Consider the following 17014-nt stretch of genomic DNA (forward strand, 5'->3'; position numbering starts at 1 on the left):
AGGATACACCTGTTCCCATTCCGAACACAGAAGTTAAGCTCTTTAGCGCCGATGGTACTTGGTGGGAAGCTGCCTGGGAGAGTAGGACGTAGTCACGTAATCTTTTTTTATTTAAAAAATAGAAAAAATTTTATAAATAATGTATATAAATTAAAAAATGGGACATTATATAAGTATAAATAAATACTCAATCTCCCCCATTTAAAAGGTCTCTATCCCCCATAGAGGCCTTATTTTTTATGCAATAGAAAAATATAAGATTTTATATTGAGAATATACTAGCTTAAGTATAATATTTATTATATAAGCCAATAGGGGGGAGTTTTATGGAATATTATGATACACATAGACTTGTAAAAAGTGAAGACTTAAACCATCATGGAACTTTATTTGCAGGAAGAATGACGGAGTGGTTTGTTGAAAGCTGTTTTATAACAGTAGCAAATGAATATAAACATCCAGAAAATTTAGTGTGTTTGAAGGTTCACGAAGTTAAATTTAGTAAGCCAATTAGAAAAGGCGATATTATAAATATAAAATCTAAAATTATTTATGCAGGAAAAACAAGTTTAACTGTTTATGGTAAAGTTTTAAGAGATAGTAATACTATAGTTGAAGGATTTTTGACTTTTGTATGTGTAGATAAGGATGGAGTAAAAATGCCACATAATTTAGTTTTACAAGAACCAAGAACAGAAGAGGATATAAAACTTTTAGAGAGAGTTAATAATTTAAGAAAATAAATTATAAAAACCACTTTACTATATAGTAAAGTGGTTTTTATAAATATTAAATATAAAAAAATAAATCTACCTATTTTAAAATAAAAATATTTAAAATAGGTAAATTAAGAGAATATTAATATAGAGTGATAAAATATGTAAACCTATGATATAATTAAGATATCATTAAGTGAACTAATGTTCGGTTAGGAGTGGATATTGTGGAATTTAAAATTCAATCGGATTATAAACCTACAGGTGATCAACCTGAAGCTATAGATAAAATTTCAAAAGCAATAGATAAAGGTGAAAAGTTTTCTACCTTATTGGGAGTTACTGGATCAGGAAAAACTTTCACAATGGCTAATATAATAAAAAACGTTAAGAAGCCTACATTGATAATTGCTCATAATAAAACTTTAGCAGCTCAACTTTATAGTGAGTTTAAAGAATTTTTTCCTGAAAATGCAGTGGAATACTTTGTAAGTTACTATGATTATTATCAACCGGAAGCATATGTAGCCCATAGTGATACTTATATAGAAAAAGACGCAAGTATAAATGATGAAATAGATAAGTTAAGACATTCAGCTACAGCTGCTGTTTTAGAGAGAAGAGATTGCATAATAATATCTTCTGTTTCTTGCATATATGGATTAGGGGATCCAGAGGATTATAAAGAGCTTATGGTTTCTATAAGACCTGGAATGGAGAAAGATAGAGATGAAATTATAAAAAGATTAATAGAGATACAGTATGAAAGAAATGATGTGAATTTTACACGTGGTACTTTTAGAGTAAGAGGAGATATTTTAGAAATTTTCCCTGCTAATACAGATGAAAGAGCTATTAGAATCGAATTTTTTGGAGATGAAATAGATAGAATAACTGAAATAGATTATTTAACAGGTAAAATTGTTGGACTTAGAAACCATGTAGTTATTTTCCCTGCATCTCACTATGTTACTACTCAAGAAAGAATAGATAAAGCAATAGTTGAGATAGAAGACGAGTTAAAGGAAAGAATTGATTATTTTAAAGCTAATGATAAATTAATAGAAGCTCAAAGAATAGATCAAAGAACTAGATATGATATAGAAATGTTAAAAGAAATTGGATTTTGTCAAGGTATAGAAAACTATTCTAGACATATAACAGGAAGGAACCCAGGTGAAAAACCTTATACATTAATGGATTTCTTTCCAGATGATTATTTAATTATAGTTGATGAGTCTCATGTAACTGTACCTCAAGTTAGAGGAATGTATGCAGGAGATAGATCAAGAAAAACATCTCTTATAGATAATGGATTCAGACTACCATCAGCATACGATAATAGACCATTAAACTTTAGTGAATTTGAAGAAAATATAAATCAAATTTTATTTGTAACTGCAACACCGGGTCCTTATGAGATAGAACATTCAACTACTATAGCAGAACAAATTATAAGACCTACAGGGTTACTTGATCCAATTATAGAAGTTAGACCTATAACTAATCAGATAGATGATTTAGTAGGAGAAATAAACTCAGTTATAGAAAAGGGAGAAAGAGTACTTGTAACCACATTAACTAAGAAAATGAGTGAAGATTTAACTGATTATTTAAAAGAAATAGGAATAAAGGTTAAGTATTTACATTCAGATATAGATACTTTGGAAAGGGTAGAAATAATAAGAGATTTAAGGTTGGGTAAGTTTGATGTATTAGTGGGTATAAACTTACTAAGAGAAGGATTAGACATACCAGAAGTTTCTTTAGTTACAATATTAGATGCAGATAAAGAAGGATTTTTAAGATCAGAGACATCACTTATACAAACGATAGGTAGAGCAGCTAGAAATGCTAATGGTAAGGTTATAATGTATGCTGATAAGATTACAAGATCTATGCAAAGTGCAATAGATGAGACGAAAAGAAGAAGAGAGATACAAATGCATTATAATATAGAACATGGCATAACTCCAAAAACAATTGAAAAAGGTATAAGAAAAGGGATAGAGGCAACTGTAGTTGCAGATGAAGAAGCTATCTATGGAAACGTAAATGAAACTGATGAGTCTAGTATAAAAGAATCAATAGAGAATTTACAAGAAGAGATGATGGAAGCAGCTCAAAACCTTCAATTTGAAAGAGCAGCCGAATTAAGAGATAAAATAAAAGAATTAGAAGAAAAGTTAAAGTAAGAAAAAACATCATATGAAAGGACTTAAATTTATGAATGATCAAATTATAATAAAAGGTGCTAAAGAGCATAATTTGAAAAATGTAGATTTAACTTTACCTAGGGATAAATTTATAGTTTTTACGGGACTTTCAGGTTCAGGAAAATCATCTTTGGCATTTGATACAATATATGCTGAAGGACAAAGAAGATATGTGGAGAGTTTATCAGCATATGCAAGACAATTTTTAGGGCAAATGGAAAAACCAAATGTTGAATATATAGAAGGATTATCTCCAGCTATATCAATAGATCAAAAAACTACTTCTAAAAACCCAAGATCTACAGTTGGCACAGTAACTGAGATTTATGACTATTTAAGATTGTTATTTGCAAGAGTAGGGGAAGTACATTGTCCTACTTGTGGTAAGAAGATTAGTCAAATGACGGTACAAGAGATAGTAGATAAAATGATGGAGTTTCCTGAGAGAACTAAATTACAGATATTATCACCTGTTGTAAGAGGTCAAAAAGGAACGCATAAAAAAGTAATAGAAAATGTTAAAAAAGAAGGATTTGTTAGAATAAGATTAGATGGAACTAACTATGAAGTAACGGATGAAATAGATTTAAACAAAAATCAAAAACATAATATAGAAGTAGTTGTTGATAGAATAGTTATTAAAGATGGAATAGAAGCTAGATTAGCAGATTCTATAGAAACTGCTGTTAAATTATCTGATGGATTGGTTATTGCTCAAATAATTGATGGAGAAGAAATTCTTTATTCAACTAAATTTGCATGCCCTGAACATGGAATAGGAATAGAAGAATTATCACCAAGAATGTTCTCTTTCAATAGCCCATTTGGAGCTTGTGATGTATGTAATGGATTAGGTGAGAGTAAAGAAGTAGATCCAGACCTTGTAGTTCCAAATAAAGAATTATCTATAAAACAAGGAGCTATAGCTGCTTGGGGATCAGTAGGTACTAATGATGATACTTACTATAGTAAAATGGTTAAGAGCTTAGCGGAAAAATTCAAAGTAGACTTATCCACTCCATTTAAAGATTTACCTGATGATTTTGTTCAAGAATTACTTTATGGACATGATAATGTAATGGTGGAATTTGTATATGAATCTAAATACGGTGGAACTAGACTATACAAAGCTCCATTTGAAGGTGTAATAGTAAATTTAGAAAGAAGATATAGAGAAACTAATTCAGAGTATTCAAGAGATAAAATAGAAGAGTTTATGGCAGAAAGACCTTGCCCTAGATGTAAGGGAAATAGATTAAGAAAAGAAGTTTTATCAGTTTTAGTAGATAATAAAAATATAATGGAAGTTACTGATTATTCAGTTAATGAACTTATAGATTTTGTTGAGAATATAAATTTAACAGAAAAACAAAAGTTTATAGCCCATGAAATTTTAAAAGAGATAAAAGGGAGAGCATCATTTTTAAGAGATGTAGGACTTGATTATTTAACACTATCAAGAAAAGCAGGTACATTATCAGGAGGAGAAGCTCAACGTATTAGGTTGGCAACTCAAATAGGATCTGCCTTAGTAGGTGTATTATATGTACTAGATGAGCCTAGTATTGGACTTCATCAAAGAGATAATGATAGACTTATTAAAACTTTAAGACATTTAACAGATATAGGAAATACTCTTATAGTAGTAGAACATGATGAAGATACTATGAGAGAAGCTGATTATATTGTAGACATTGGTCCTGGAGCTGGAATTCATGGAGGAGAAATTGTTGCAGAGGGAGTCTTAGATGAAATTCTTAGAAATTCAAACTCATTAACAGGACAGTATCTAAGTGGAAAGAAAGTTATACCTATTCCAGAGACTACAAGAGAAGGTAATGGCAATTTCTTAGAAATTGTTAAAGCTAGCGAAAATAATCTTAAAAATATAAGTGTTAAATTCCCATTAGGTAAATTTACATGTATAACAGGTGTTTCTGGATCTGGTAAAAGTACATTAATAAATGATATTTTATACAAAGGAATAGCAACTAAGATAAATAGATTAAGGGAAAGACCTGGAAAACATAAAGAAATAAAAGGAATAGAAAATATAGATAAAATAATAAATATAGATCAAAGTCCTATTGGTAGAACTCCACGTTCTAATCCTGCTACTTATACAGGTGTATTTGACTTAATTAGAGACTTATTCGCATCAACTAATGAAGCAAAAGCAAGAGGTTATCAAAAAGGAAGATTTAGCTTTAATGTAAAAGGTGGAAGATGTGAAGCTTGTAAAGGTGATGGTATAATAAAAATCGAAATGCACTTCCTACCAGATGTATATGTTCCTTGTGAAATATGTAAAGGGGAAAGATACAATAGAGAAACGTTACAAGTTAAATATAAAGATAAAACAATAGCTGATGTACTAGATATGAATGTTGAAGAAGCACTTAATTTCTTTGAAAATATACCATCAATAAAAAGAAAACTAGAAACTCTTATGGATGTAGGACTTTCATATATTAAATTAGGACAACCATCAACTCAGTTATCAGGTGGAGAAGCACAAAGAATTAAGTTGGCTACAGAATTAAGTAAGAGACCTACAGGTAAAACTTTATATATATTAGATGAACCTACAACTGGACTTCACATGGCAGATGTTGATAAGCTAATAAGCGTATTACAAAGATTAGCTGACACAGGAAATACTATTGTTGTTATAGAACATAACCTGGATGTTATAAAAACATGTGATTATATAATTGACCTTGGACCAGAAGGTGGAGACAAAGGTGGAAAGATAATTGCAACGGGTACTCCTGAAGAAGTATCTAAAATAAAAGGTTCATATACTGGGTTATTCTTAAAAAGATATTTTGATAAGTAATAAAATGAGGATGAATTTTCATCCTCATTTTTTATTTTCTATTTACTTGTAGCTTCCCTTTGAGATATTTCCTTTTCATATTGAGCTAATTCAGGTTCTGAGCCAAAGATAAAATGTCCAGGTCTTATTTCAAGCCATTTAGGTTTATGCTCAGAATAATCATGCATTTTAGGATCGTATTTTATACGAACTCTATGTCTTTCATGCTCAGGGTCAGGTAGCGGTATAGCAGATAGCAATGATTTTGTATAAGGATGAAGTGGGTTAGCATAGAGTTCTTCAGATGTAGTTAACTCTACTAATTTTCCATGATGCATAACTCCTATACGATCGCTTATATACTTAACCATTGAAAGGTCATGAGCTATAAATAAGTATGTTAAACCTTTTTCTTTTTGTAATTTTCTTAATAAGTTTACAACTTGAGCTTGTATAGACACATCAAGTGCAGATATAGGTTCATCTGCTATTATAAACTTAGGCTGAATAGCTAAAGAACGAGCTATTCCTATACGCTGTCTTTGACCTCCAGAGAACTCATGAGGATATCTACCTGCATGTTGTTCGTTTAAACCAACAGTTCTTAAAAGTTCATATACAGTTTTAGTTCTTTCCTCTTTATTTTTACATAATCCATGTATATCAAGGCCTTCAGCTATTATATCCATAACAGTCATACGAGGATTAAGACAGGCCATAGGATCTTGAAATATCATTTGCATATTTTTATTAACGAAAGCTTTTACATCTTTATCTAATTTGTGATTAGATATATTTTTACCATCAAATATTATTTCTCCAGCAGTTGGATCATAAAGTCGTATTATTGCTCTACCAGTAGTTGATTTTCCAGATCCTGATTCACCAACAAGACCAAAAGTTTCACCTTCGTATATATGAAAAGTTATATCATCGACAGCTTTAACAACACTATTTTTATCTATAGGGAAATACTGTTTAAGATTTTTAACTTCTAATAATTTTTTCTTAGTCATTTGAAGACACCTTCTTTCTTCCTAAGTTAGCAGGTCTTTCTATCTTAGGAGATAGTGGATGTAATAGCCATGTAGCGGCACTGTGAGTTTCACTTACTTTAAACATAGGTGGCTCAGCTACAAAATCTATTTTTAATGCATTTTCATTACGAAGAGCAAATGCATCTCCATTAGGAGGATTCATTAAATCTGGAGGAGTACCTGGAATATTGTATAAATCATTATCACCTATATCTAAGCTAGGCATAGAAGCTAATAGTCCCCAAGTATATGGATGCTGAGGATTATAGAAAACATCATCAGATGTCCCAACTTCTATAATTTTACCGGCATACATAACAGCAACTCTATCTGCCATATTGGCAACAACTCCAAGATCGTGAGTTATAAATATAACAGCAACTCCTGTTTTTTTCTGGATTTCTTTTATTAACTCTAGAATTTGAGCTTGTATAGTAACATCAAGAGCAGTTGTAGGTTCATCTGCTATTAATATTTTTGGATTACAAGCAAGAGCTATAGCTATAACTATACGTTGACGCATACCACCAGAGAATTGATGAGGATACTGTTTTGATCTTTTCTCTGGGAAAGGAATACCAACAAGATCTATAAGTTCTATTGCTTTTTTCATAGCATCATCTTTGGACAAACCTTGATGTTTTATAATTCCTTCAGCAATTTGTTTTCCTATAGTTGTTGTAGGATTAAGTGAAGTCATAGGGTCTTGGAAAATCATTGCAATATCTTTACCTCTTATAGATTCCATTTCTTTTTCAGGAAGTTTAGTTAAATTTTTGCCATTAAATAATATGTCACCTTCCTTTATAATTGCATTTGAAGACATTATCCTCATTATTGTCTTACAGGCTACAGATTTACCGGAACCAGATTCACCGACTATAGCAAGGGTTTCTCCTTTATGTAAATCAAAAGTAACATTTCTTACAGCTTGAACTTCGCCACCGAAAGTTTTGAAGTGAACTTTTAAATTTTTAACTTGTAACAATTTTTCATTTTCCAAAAAACTCATCCCCTTTCTAACTATTGATTACGCATTTTAGGGTCAACTGCATCCCTTAAGCCATCTGCAAGTAAGTTTAAGCTAAATATTAATAAACATATAACTACTGATGGAATAAACATCATATAAGGATTTGTATGAAGTTGTTTAAATCCATCGTTTATTAATACTCCTAATGATGCATATGGAGGTTGTAGTCCTAAACCTATGAAACTAAGGAATGCTTCGTAGAATATAGCGTTAGGTAATGAGAACATCATCATAACAACTACAGGTCCAATTATATTAGGGAATAAATGTTTAATTATTATTTTTTTATCAGAAGCACCTAATGTTCTAGAAGCTAAAACGAACTCTTGGTTTTTAATTCTAAGAACATGGGAACGAACTATTCTTGACATAGAAGTCCATCCGGATATTGCCATTGCAAGTGACATAGATAGAATTCCTGGCTCAAATACTAATATAAATAAGGTTAATATAACTAAGCTAGGTATACCTGTTAAAATTTCTATAAAACGTTGCATATACATATCGACTTTTCCACCATAATATGCAGAAACACCACCATAAGTAACACCTATTAATAAGTCATAAACAGCAGCTAAGATAGCTATAAATAAAGAAACTCGGGCACCACTCCAAGTACGAGTCCATAAATCACGTCCTAAATCATCAGTACCAAACCAATAGTTAACATCATCCCCAAGACCTTTTCTTTCATAAACATCAACTTTAGATACTTTTCCATCATAGCTAGTTTCCTTTTTAGTCCCATCCATTATTCCAAGAGAAGATATAACAGGAATTCTTGGAGGTAGTTTTGAATGACTTAGATTTTGTTGATCGTAAGTATATTTATTGAATAGAGGACCGAATACAGTAAGAAAACATATTATAGATAAAATTACCAATCCAGTAATTGCTCCTTTATTTCTAAACAATCTTTTTCTAGCATCTTGCCAAAACGTTAAGCTTGGTCTAGTTATAGCTTCATGTTGAGTCATATCAGCTGGGCTGATCTCAAATAAATCGGCAGTTAATTCAACTTCTTTTCCATCAATAATAACCTTTTCTATCATTAAGCTTTCCCCCCTGCAACACGAATTCTAGGATCTATAACTCCATAAAGAACATCAACTAGTAATATTACACCTATATAAAGTGCACTATAGAATATAGAAACACCTGATATACAGAATAAATCGTTAGTTGTTATAGAAGAAACTAATAAATCTCCTAGACCAGGAACTGCGAAAACCTTTTCAACAACTAGAGACCCAGTAAGTAATCCAACTGTTAAAGGTCCAAGCATAGTTACAACAGGTATTAATGCATTTCTTAAAGCATGCTTTATAATAACAGCAGCTTTAGTTAATCCTTTGGATTTTGCAGTTACTATATAATCAGCATTAAGAACTTCAACAAGTTCAGTTCTAGTAAAACGTGCTATACTTGCTATTGAGAAAAATGCTAATGCGATAGATGGAAGTACTGTCCATACATATCTAAAATCAGAGCCTATAGGCATACCCCATGTAACTGGAAAAATTTGATGCTTTGTTGTCAAATACAATTGAAGAAGAGCTGCCAACACAAATGATGGTACCGAAACTCCTAAAACTGATATAACAGTAGCTAAGTAATCCCAAAATGTATTTTTCTTAAGAGCGGCTATTATTCCCAAAGTTAATCCTACAGTACTTCCTATAATTAGAGCTTGAGCTCCTAGCATAGCAGAAGGTTTTAAACGAGTACTTATTAAATCTTCAACTTTTTTATTGTCATACTTAAAGGATCTTCCTAAATCTCCAGTAAATACACCTTTCATGTACTTAACATATTGAACTGGAACAGGAGCATCAAGACCGTATTGCTTGTTAATCATTTCGACTTGTTGTGGACTTAATTTTTCGTCATTAAATGGACTTCCAGGTAATAATCTTACCAAGAAAAATGTTACGGAAATAACAATTAATAGTGTCATCAACATAAGCGTAAGACGTTTTAAAATATAGCGACCCATCGCTACACCCCCTTGAATAAATTAGTATTATTTAAAAATAAATTCTGATAAATTTAAGAATAATATCAGAATTAAAAACAAATTAATTTAATTAAATAATATTTATGATATATATATAAATTTTATTAGTAAATTAAAAAACTTATGAATAAATTAGCTATAGATATGATTAAACCAGATGTCAAAAGTGAATTTGTGTTGGTGAACTGATATCTTTTATTTATGTAATCATCGATACTAATAGGTCCATCTGATAAAATTCCTCGATTTCTTTGTAGCTGACTACTAATTTTGTTATAAGCATAAATAGTTAAATTGAAAACTCCTTGTTCAGTAACATAAAAGAATACACCAATAGATAAATATATCATTCCTATGACAAAAGATGAATTTATAAAAGAAAATCTTTCAAAATTATTAAAACTATAAAATAAAAAGCTTAATATTAAGTTTGCTAAAATTAGCTTATGGAATTTTTTCAATAAAGAATCCTCCTATCGTAAATTTATGTACTAAATTATACAAGTTAGGTTTTAATATAATATTAATACGGTTTTTTCTAAAAAACAATCATTTATATAAAAATTTTATAATATTAAAAAAATTTAAATAAAGGTATTTCAATATTAAAGTATAAATATAATTATTATATATTAAAATAAATATGCATGTAGATTTAATTTAAAAATCAAAAAAATAAAAATTCTAAAAATAATGACATCTTATGAAAATTATCTTATAATCTAATTAATCTAGTAAATGTAAAAGAGAATAAGGGGGATGTGTTATGGTTTTAAAGAAAAAAATGGCTGTAATGTGTGCTACTTCAGCAATTGCTGTAATGGCACTAGTTGGATGTGGTAGTACAGGAGGAAATTCATCTAGTGGAGGAAGTAGTAGTGGAAAAGGAGATGGAGATCCATATAAAGTACTTGCAAATGAAAATGCTAGAGCTGCTATAGCTATGTCAGTAGATAGACAAGCGATGTGTGATACAATACTTAATAATGGAAGTGTACCAGCATCTTATTATGTAGCAAAAGAATTAGCTTTTAATGAAGCTGGAAAGGACTATAGAGAAGTAGCTGGAGATATGGGATATAAACATGATGATGCAGAAGCTACAAAATTATGGGAAAAAGCAAAAGAAGAAGTTGGATTTGATTCAGTTAAGTTAGAATTATTAACATTTGATAGTGAAAGCAGTAAAAGACAAGCTGAATTTATGCAATCCGAATTACAAAATGCACTTCCAGGATTAACAGTCGATATAAAGGCGCAGCCATTTAAACAAAAACTAGAATTGGAAAATAAAGGAGATTTCCATTTATCATACGCAGGATGGAATCCAGATTATCCAGATCCATTAACATTCTTAGAAACTATGCAACCAGGAATACAATATGCATCTAATACAAATTATAAAAATGAAGAATATAATAAGCTTATAGAAGAAGCTAAAACAGCAGAAAGTCAAGAGGAAAGTTGGAAAAAGTATGCTGAAGCTGAAAAGATGATGTTAAAGGATGGTTATTTAGTACCTTTAACTCAAGTAGGAGTTGCGTATTTACAAAAACCTAATGTAAGCGGAAGACTTACTCCATCATTTGGAGTTCCAGCGATTTATAACTGGATGGAATTAGGAGAAGGTAAAAAGGAACTTAATATAACAAGTACATCAGATATACCTACAATAGATCCAAGTAAAGCTGAAGATACAGTTTCATCAGAAGTATTAATGAATACTATGGAAGGATTGGTTAAACTGGATAAAGATGGAAAAATTGCGCCAGGAGTAGCTGAAACATGGGAAAAATCTGAAGATGGAAAAAGCTGGACGTTTAAGCTTAGAAAAAATGCTAAATGGTCAAATGGAGATCCTGTAACAGCAAAGGATTTTGAATATTCATGGAAGAGAACATTAGATCCAGCAACTGCATCTACTTATGGGTTTATTATGTATGATATAGTTGGAGCTAAGGATTATAATCTAGGTAAAACAGATAATGCAGATAAAGTAGGAATAAAAGCTGTAGATGATTATACATTAAAAGTTGATTTAGTAAGACCAGTTCATTATTTTGATAGTTTAATGTTCTTTAAATCATTCTTGCCACAAAATCAAAAGGTTGTAGAGCAATTTGGCAGTGAATATGGAACATCTCATGACAAAATAGTTTATAACGGACCATTTACATTAAGTAATTGGAAAATAGAAGATATGTACACAATGAGCAAAAATCCAGGATATTGGGATGCTAGCTCTGTTAAAATAGATAAAGTAAATACAAAGATAGTTAAAGATCCAAATGCAGCTCTTAACTTATACGAAACAGGAAGTATAGATATAGTCGGGTTAAGTTCTGAAAATGTTGATAAATATAAAGATTCTCCTGAATTTAAAACATATTTAAAAGCTTCAACTTACTTCTTCCAAGTAAATGGAGGAAAAGCTGAAAAAAGTAAATAATTTATAAAATAAAAAATACCTATGTATATTTATACATAGGTATTTTTTATTTTATAAATTTAAATTTTAAGCTATATTTATTTAAATTTAATCATTAAGGACAAATTTTACTGCATATAATATAAAAACACATATTATATATACATTATGCTACTTAAAACTCAATTTTTTAAGGGGGAATGTTTTATGGTTCTAAAAAAGAAAATGGCTGTTATGAGTGTAACAACTGCATTATCTATAATGACTATGGTGGGATGTACAAGTAACGGGTCAAGTAGTAACGGAGGATCAACAGGAGATCCATATAAAGTGCTTGCAAATAAGAATGCTAGGGCAGCAATATCTATGGCAATAGATAAAAAAACTATGTGTGAAACTATAATAAACAATGGAACTATTCCAGCTGATTATATAGTAGCTGAGGGGTTAGCATTTAATGAGGAAGGTAAAGATTATAGAGAAGTTGCTGGTGAAATGGGATATTCATATAACAAAGAAGAAGCCACAAAATTATGGGAAAAAGCAAAAGAAGAAGTTGGGTTTGACACTGTAACATTAGAACTATTAACATTTGATTCTGAAACAGGAAAAAGACAGGCTGAATTTATGCAAGCTGAACTTCAAAATGCCTTACCAGGATTAAAGGTAGAAGTTAAATCTCAACCGTTTAAACAAAAACTAGCATTAGAAGATAAAGGAGATTTCCATTTAGCTTATTCAGGTTGGTCTCCAGACTACCCTGATCCATTAACATTCCTAGAAACTATGCAAAGCGGAGTAAAATATGCTGTGAATACGGGATATAGCAATCCAGAATATGATAAGCTTATAGAAGAAGCTAAGACAGCTGGAAGTCAAGAAGAAAGCTGGAATAAGTTTGCACAGGCTGAGAAGTTAATGCTAGAGGATGGGTACCTAGCACCTCTTACTCAATCAGGAGCTTCATATTTACAAAAACCACATGTAAGTGGAAGACTTACTCCTGCATTTGGAGTTAACAATATATATTACTGGGTTGAATTAGGGGAAGGTAAAAAAGAATTAAATATAACTGCAGTATCTGATATACCTACATTAGATCCAAGTAAAGCTTCGGATACAGCATCTTCAGAAGTATTAATGAATACTATGGAAGGGTTAGTTAAATTAGATAAGGACGGAAAACTTGCACCAGGTATAGCAGAGACATGGGAAAAATCAGAAGATGGAAAGAGTTGGACATTTAAAATTAGAAAAAATGCTAAATGGTCAAATGGAGATCCTGTAACAGCAAAAGATTTTGAATATTCATGGAAGAGAACATTAGATCCGGCAACTGCATCTACTTATGGGTTTATTATGTACGATATAGTGGGAGCTAAGGATTATAACTTAGGTAAAACAGATAGTGCAGATAAAGTGGGAATAAAAGCAGTAGATGATTATACACTAAAGGTTGATCTAGTAAGACCTGTTCATTATTTTGATAGTTTAATGTTCTTTAAATCATTCTTGCCGCAAAATCAAAAAGTTGTAGAACAATTTGGTCAAGATTATGGAACATCTCATGATAAAATTGTTTATAACGGAGCATTTACATTAAGTGATTGGAAAATTGAAGATGTATATACAATGAGTAAAAATCCTGGATATTGGGATGCTAGTACGGTTAAGATAGATAAGGTAAACACTAAAATAGTAAAAGATCCAAATGCAGCTCTTAATTTATATGAGACAGGAAGTATAGACATAGTGGGATTAAGTTCTGAAAATGTTGATAAATATAAAGATTCTCCAGAATTTAAAACAAGAAAGGATGCAGGTACATTCTTCTTAGAAGTTAATGGGGGAAAAGGTAAATAGAGTATAAAAGAAAGGACGCCTGTTATAGGTGTCTTTTCTTTTATACTTTATAATTTATTAAGCTTTAAACTAGGGTATAATTTATATATAAACTTTAAATATCGAGGTGAAAAAATGTTTGATATTCAAGAACAATTAAAAAAACTTCCATCAGAACCAGGAGTTTATTTAATGAAAGATGAAAATGACAAAGTTATATATGTAGGTAAAGCAATTTCCCTTAAAAATAGAGTTAGACAATACTTTCAATCTTCAAAAAATCATACATCTAAAGTTAAGTCTATGGTTAAAAACATATATAAATTTGAATATATAATAACGGATTCAGAATTAGAAGCACTAATATTAGAATGTAGTTTAATAAAGGAGTATAGGCCAAAATATAATGTACTCCTTAGAGATGATAAAACATATCCATATATAAAAGTAACAGTAAACGAAGACTTTCCAAGAGTATTAAAGGTAAGACAAGTAATAAAGGATAAAGCTAAATATTTTGGACCATATACAAATACAACTGCTGTTAATGACACCTTAGAAATTATAAGAAATATATATCCTATTAGAACTTGTAATATAGATATTGAAAGAGCTATAAAAAATAAGGTAAGGCCCTGTTTAAATAAACATATCAAAAAATGTGTTGGACCGTGTACAGGGGAGGTAAGCAAAGAGGAATATTCAAAAATGATAGAAGAAATAATTTTATTTTTATCTGGAAAAGAAGAACATTTAATAGACTTATTAAAAGAAAAAATGAATAAATGTGCAATGGAATTTAACTTTGAAGATGCAGCTATGTACAGGGACAAAATTAAAAGTTTAGAAGAAATGACACAAAAACAAAAAATTGACTCTATTACATCTGATTTAAATCAAGATATTATAGCTATGGCAAGAGCTCATGATGAAGCTTGCGTACAAGTATTTTTTATAAGAAATGGAAAGATAGTTGGGAGAGAACATTATATATTAGAAGGTATTATGGATAGCACAAGAGAATCAATACTTTCTTCATTTGTAAAACAGTTTTATATGGCCCAAGACTATATACCAAAAGAAATTTTAATAGAAAGCGATATTGAAGATAGTTTTATATTAGAAGAGTGGTTGTCGGATAAAAAAGGACAAAAAGTTTTTATTAGAGTTCCTCAAAAAGGTGAGAAGAAAAGTCTAATAGAAATGGTTAGAAAAAATGCAGTTGAGTACCTAGAGAAGTTTTCAAATATGAATAAATTAAAGTATCGAAAGAGTATAGGAGCCTTAGAAGAATTAAAGAATATAATAGGCTTAGAAAAAATTCCAAGGAGAATAGAGTCATTTGATATTTCAAATATCCAAGGTGTTGATTCAATAGGATCTATGGTTGTTTTTACTGATGGTAAAAAAGATAAGAAAGAGTATAGACGATATAAGATTAAGACTGTTATAGGACCAAATGATTATGATTCAATGGCAGAAATTGTAGAAAGAAGAATTAAATATGGAGACTTGCCAGACTTAATTTTACTAGATGGTGGAAAAGGTCAAGTAAGTTCAGTTAAAAAGGTTTTAAATAAACATAATGTAGAAATTCCACTTTGGGGAATGTATAAAGACGATAAACATAGAACAAAGGGATTAATTTCCCAGGAAAAAGAAATTGAACTCGATAAAACTTCTAATTTGTATAGATTTGTAGCAAGCATACAAGAAGAGGTTCATAACTATGCAATATCATATCATAGAAGCTTAAGAAATAAAACTTTGACAAAATCTATTCTAGATGATATACAAGGAATAGGAGAAAAAAGAAAGAAAGCGCTGTTGAGTCATTTTAAGAATATAGATGAAATAAAAAATGCTACAATGAATGAACTTTTAGAAGTAGAGGGAATGAATAAGACTTCAGCAGAAAATGTTTATAATTTTTTAAAATCATAAAAAGGAGCAAATATATTATGGATAGTGAAAGAAGTGAAAGGCCAGTTACGGTTAGAGAATTAGTTAAAGATATCGGGCTTGATGTTATTTACATGCCTGATGATGTTGAATATTATGTGCATTACCAAGATATTCATAGACCGGGGTTACAGTTTGCTGGATATTTCGAACATTTTACTTACGATAGAATACAGATAGTAGGTAGAACGGAATACACTTATTTTAGCCATATGGATGAGGAAATAAGAAGGACTGTATTAGATAAATTTTTTAGTTATGAAGTACCTGCATTAATAGTTACTAGAGGGCTTACTGTTAATGAAGATGTTATTGAAATGGCAAAGAAACATAATAGAGTAGTATTAGCGACTAAAAGAAATACTACAAGATTAATAAATAAATTATCAAATTATCTAGATTCAAAACTATCTCCTATGACAACAATTCATGGAGTTTTAGTTGATGTATTTGGTGTTGGGGTCTTAATTAGAGGAGAAAGTAGTGTTGGTAAATCAGAAACTGCATTAGAACTTATTCAAAGAGGGCATAGATTGATTGCTGATGATGCAGTAGAAATAACTAAGGTTGATGAAAATATACTCATGGGTCAATCACCAGAGGTGCTTAGACACTTTATGGAAATTAGAGGGATAGGAATAATAGATGTTAGAAGTATGTATGGTATTGGGGCTGTTAAAGATTCAAAGGTTATAGATTTAGTTATAAGGCTTGAATCATGGAATGATACTACATATTACGATAGACTTGGACTAGATAAAGAGTATGAAGAAATACTTGGAATAAATATAGAAAAGTTAGTTGTTCCAGTAAAACCAGGAAGAAATACATCTATGATTTTAGAAGTTGCAGCTATGAACTTTAGACAAAAGAGAATGGGATATGATTCTGCAAAAGAATTTACTAAGAAATTAGCTACTTTAATAGATAATAAGCATAAATAAA

12 protein-coding genes and 1 other annotated feature are annotated in these 17014 nt (G+C 30.4%); of the genes, 7 read left to right on the plus strand and 5 right to left on the minus strand.

Annotated elements, in window-relative coordinates:
- Positions 1-88, plus strand: a sequence feature (5S ribosomal RNA rRNA prediction is too short).
- Between the two features lie 238 nt (positions 89-326).
- From ATCC9714_RS00860 to uvrA, 3 genes are all read left to right on the plus strand, one after another.
- A complete protein-coding gene (locus tag ATCC9714_RS00860) occupies positions 327-743 on the plus strand; it encodes an acyl-CoA thioesterase (RefSeq protein WP_021121960.1) in 417 nt (138 codons plus the stop codon).
- 200 nt (positions 744-943) lie between these two features.
- Positions 944-2911 (plus strand): excinuclease ABC subunit UvrB, encoded by a 1968-nt coding sequence (gene uvrB, locus ATCC9714_RS00865; protein ID WP_155485745.1) that lies wholly within the window; start codon positions 944-946, stop codon positions 2909-2911.
- Positions 2912-2942: 31 nt separating this feature from the next.
- Complete coding sequence (gene uvrA / locus ATCC9714_RS00870; protein WP_057545546.1) at positions 2943-5771, plus strand: excinuclease ABC subunit UvrA; 2829 nt, start codon at positions 2943-2945, stop codon at positions 5769-5771.
- Between the two features lie 38 nt (positions 5772-5809).
- Here the strand turns inward: uvrA and ATCC9714_RS00875 are convergent, their stop codons facing one another.
- The 5 genes from ATCC9714_RS00875 to ATCC9714_RS00895 form a co-directional block, all read right to left on the minus strand.
- The gene (locus tag ATCC9714_RS00875) at positions 5810-6766 is read right to left on the minus strand and encodes an ABC transporter ATP-binding protein (protein ID WP_054629809.1); all 957 of its coding nucleotides are present in this window, start codon (positions 6764-6766) and stop codon (positions 5810-5812) included.
- Positions 6759-7799: an ABC transporter ATP-binding protein gene (locus ATCC9714_RS00880; protein ID WP_057545547.1), complete on the minus strand. Its 1041-nt coding sequence runs from the start codon at positions 7797-7799 to the stop codon at positions 6759-6761. The genes ATCC9714_RS00875 and ATCC9714_RS00880 overlap by 8 nt, the downstream gene beginning before the upstream one ends.
- Positions 7800-7810: 11 nt before the next feature.
- Positions 7811-8872 (minus strand): oligopeptide ABC transporter permease, encoded by a 1062-nt coding sequence (opp3C, locus tag ATCC9714_RS00885; RefSeq protein WP_057574372.1) that lies wholly within the window; start codon positions 8870-8872, stop codon positions 7811-7813.
- A complete protein-coding gene (locus ATCC9714_RS00890) occupies positions 8872-9816 on the minus strand; it encodes an ABC transporter permease (protein WP_038294206.1) in 945 nt (314 codons plus the stop codon). The genes opp3C and ATCC9714_RS00890 overlap by 1 nt, the downstream gene beginning before the upstream one ends.
- 125 nt (positions 9817-9941) lie before the next feature.
- Positions 9942-10298, minus strand: coding sequence for a DUF3899 domain-containing protein (locus ATCC9714_RS00895; RefSeq protein ID WP_057545548.1), 357 nt, complete (start codon positions 10296-10298; stop codon positions 9942-9944).
- Between the two features lie 305 nt (positions 10299-10603).
- On the opposite strand from ATCC9714_RS00895, the gene ATCC9714_RS00900 reads away from it, so the two are divergent.
- The 4 genes from ATCC9714_RS00900 to hprK all read left to right on the plus strand — a co-directional run bounded on the left by ATCC9714_RS00900 (position 10604) and on the right by hprK (position 17013).
- Complete coding sequence (locus ATCC9714_RS00900) at positions 10604-12286, plus strand: ABC transporter substrate-binding protein (RefSeq protein ID WP_057545549.1); 1683 nt, start codon at positions 10604-10606, stop codon at positions 12284-12286.
- A gap of 186 nt (positions 12287-12472) precedes the next feature.
- Positions 12473-14128, plus strand: a complete 1656-nt coding sequence (locus tag ATCC9714_RS00905) for an ABC transporter substrate-binding protein (RefSeq protein WP_057545550.1) — start codon at positions 12473-12475, stop codon at positions 14126-14128.
- A 114-nt stretch (positions 14129-14242) separates the two neighbouring features.
- On the plus strand, positions 14243-16051 hold the full coding sequence (gene uvrC / locus ATCC9714_RS00910; protein WP_057545551.1) for an excinuclease ABC subunit UvrC: 1809 nt from the start codon (positions 14243-14245) through the stop codon (positions 16049-16051).
- A gap of 17 nt (positions 16052-16068) precedes the next feature.
- Complete coding sequence (gene hprK / locus ATCC9714_RS00915; protein ID WP_021130215.1) at positions 16069-17013, plus strand: HPr(Ser) kinase/phosphatase; 945 nt, start codon at positions 16069-16071, stop codon at positions 17011-17013.
- Position 17014: the final 1 nt, after the last annotated feature.

Source organism: Paraclostridium sordellii (assembly GCF_000953675.1).
Taxonomy (GTDB): domain Bacteria; phylum Bacillota; class Clostridia; order Peptostreptococcales; family Peptostreptococcaceae; genus Paraclostridium; species Paraclostridium sordellii.